Annotated in this window: 1 protein-coding gene; it reads left to right on the top strand. The window is 40.6% G+C overall.

Translation table 11 applies throughout. The features are described 5' to 3' along the window. On the top strand, nucleotides 1-3,153 hold a 3,153-nt coding region (locus F988_RS15180; RefSeq protein WP_004681122.1), incomplete at both ends, for a beta strand repeat-containing protein.

Raw genomic sequence — 3,153 nt, 5'->3', positions numbered from 1 at the left:
GCCAACCAAACTGATTTAGATGCTACCAATGCCAATGTTACTGCTAATACCAATGCTATTGCGACTAAAGCGGACAAAACGGCATTAGATACTACAAATAATAATGTAACTAACATACAAACCAGTTTAAATACGCTTGGTGTTAGTTCTACCCTGGGTGGTATTAAATATTTTCGTGTCAAGTCTGATCAACCAGACGCTAGTGCGACAGGTACAGATTCAATTGCAATTGGGCCGAATTCAGTTGCAAAAGCAGATAATTCAGTCGCTGTCAATGGTGCGAATGTTGAACAAACTGCTACCAATGCCATGAGTCTAGGTAATCAGTCAACTATAGGCAATGGTGCAACCAATGCCATCTCGTTTGGTAACCGAGCCAAAATTAATGATAGTGCGACTAGCGCAATTGCCTTGGGTGACCAGGCCACTGTAGGAACTAACGCTAGTGGAGCAATTGCAATTGGTCAACAAGCTACTTCTCAAGGTGGAAAAAATGCCATTGCATTTGGTACCTCAGCGGTAACTAACAGTTCAAACTCAATTGCAATGGGAACAGGTGCACAAGCCAATCCTTATAATACTATCTCTATTGGTACTGGCGCAGGTGTAAATCAAGTAGTAACTACTACGGGTACTCAGAGTGAACAACTTAATATTGGTGTCAATGCAGGGCAAAATGTTAATGGTCAAAAAAATATAGCCATTGGTAGTAATTCAGGACAAAATGTGGTTGGACAAGCTAATATCGCAATTGGTAACAATGCGGGCAATCACTTGGTGAATGAATTTAACTCGCTTGGCGAAAATGTGTCTATCGGTAATAATGCCAATACTTATGGGTCTGACCAAGCCATGAGCTTTGCCACGGCTGTTGGTGCGACTACACGGGCCGAACGATCAGCCACGGCTATAGGCTACCATGCCCAAGCTTTGGGTATTGGTAGTGTGGCATTAGGGCGTGATGCCGTTGCTAACAGTGATAGTAGTATAGCGATTGGTAAAAGCGCTACAGCAACCTATGACAATGTGGCATTAGGAACTAATTCAATTGCCGCTACTAATACCCAACGCTTCGGTTACCTAACTAGTATGCCTTCAACCAACGTAGTATCTGTGGGTTCAGGCAATAACACCGGGATTGCCAATCGACGTATTATCAATGTGGCTGATGGGGTAGATGACCAAGATGCTGCAACAGTTGCCCAGCTTAAAAAAACTAAAGACGCTGTTGTTACACAACTAACTGATCAGTTTAATACGATAGCTAATAACGGCAATACTACTTCAGAAATTAAATATGATTCTGTGCCTAGAGGTAATGGCACTGCATCAATTACACTAAAAAATAGTACAACCATAGGTAATGTCGCTGCCGGCAGTTTAGATACCGATGCTGTCAACGTTGCTCAATTAAATCAAGTAGTGAATACCAATAAAGCGCATTTTTTTAGCATAGACAATGTTAGTGCTAATATCGGTAAAGGCAATTATAATAATGATGGAGCAACAGGTCTTAATTCATTAGCAGTGGGACAAGACGCTAGCGCAAATAAAGAGCGTAGTATCGCATTTGGTAATAATGTTGATTCTCGGCAAATGGGTGGCATTGCTATTGGCACACAGTATATTTATGATCCTGCCAATAATATTGATTATAAAAATACTAATGCTAAAACGACAACGACTAAAGTCAACGATAACAATGGAATTGATAAATATAGTATGGCAATTGGCGCGGGTGCTAATAGCCAAGGCTCAAATTCGATTGCTATTGGTAGTTTAGCTTCTACAGGCTATAAAGATATCAATAACCCTAATAGTGTTGATCGAGCTATAGCAGTAGGCTATGGTGCAGTATCTAGTAATCAGTCAAGCACTGCCATTGGTGATCTTGCTAAAACGGCAGGTCGTCAGTCTATTTCAATAGGTACTAATACCGAAACCCAAGGCAATAACTCAGGCAATATTGGCTATGCAGGCGAATTTGGTGCAAATAATCATACCGTGGTCAATGGTACAGAAACCTATGTCTTAGGTAATCGTAATGGAAAAATTAAGGCGCAAAATACAGGTGTGTATGGCAATGATAACGTCTTTAGTGACACCTCACCTACAGGCAGCACCACTACTAATCTGATTGTCACGGGTAATAGAAATCAAATTAATCAAACCGCTGACTTAGACGGTCAATCAGTCATTGGACAGCGAAATATCACCACTGATGCTAGTAATAGCCAAACCTACGGTAATGAGAATAAAGTTTATGCGCCAGACTCTAGTATCCAGGGTAATAACAATACGCTAACTAATAAATCTGTAGATGGTCATATTGTAGGTAATTTTAACTCTGTAGATGGTCAAGGTGGGTTAGCTTTAGGTACAAGAAATACAACGAATGCTATACAGGCTATAACAATAGGAACGTTTAATACTGCTACTGCTACCAATGCCATTGCTATAGGTAGCAACAATACTGCTACTGCTACTGCTACCAATGCCATTGCTATAGGTAGCTACAATAATGCTACTGGCAATCAATCCATTTCTATTGGTACAGGTAATAAGGTAACAGGTAATAATTCGGGTGCAATTGGTGACCCAACGATTATCACAGGCTCAGGTACTTATACCCTTGGCAATAATAATGGTACGGTTTCTGGTAACGAAGCAGGTATTTTTGGTAATAATAATACATTAACAGGTGATAGTAGCCGTATAATCGGTAATAAAAATTCCGTTACAGGTCAAAATACCTTTGTTATGGGTAATGGCGTAATGGCTACTGCCAACAACAATGTGATTTTGGGGAATGACAGTAGCGAATCTTCAGCAACCACAACCTATGGTGTGCCTACTCAAGTCAATAATGGTACGGTCAATGGTATTACTTATGGTAATTTTGCAGGTAGAGCAATGGGCATTGTATCAGTCGGTGCAACAGGAACAGAACGTCAAATTATTAACGTTGCCCCTGGACAAATCTCTGCCACTTCAACCGATGCTATTAATGGGAGTCAGTTGTATTTAACCCAACAAGCCTTGGGCAATGTTGCTAATTCTACTAAGAATGTCTTGGGTGGCAATGCAACTGTCGGCCCAAATGGTAACTTAACCATGACAAATATTGGCGGTACTGGAAAAAATACTGTGGAT

Source organism: Acinetobacter parvus DSM 16617 = CIP 108168, from assembly GCF_000368025.1.
Lineage (GTDB): Bacteria > Pseudomonadota > Gammaproteobacteria > Pseudomonadales > Moraxellaceae > Acinetobacter > Acinetobacter parvus.
Note: the sequence above shows the minus strand (reverse complement) of the source record. Positions and strands in the feature narration are given on the sequence as shown.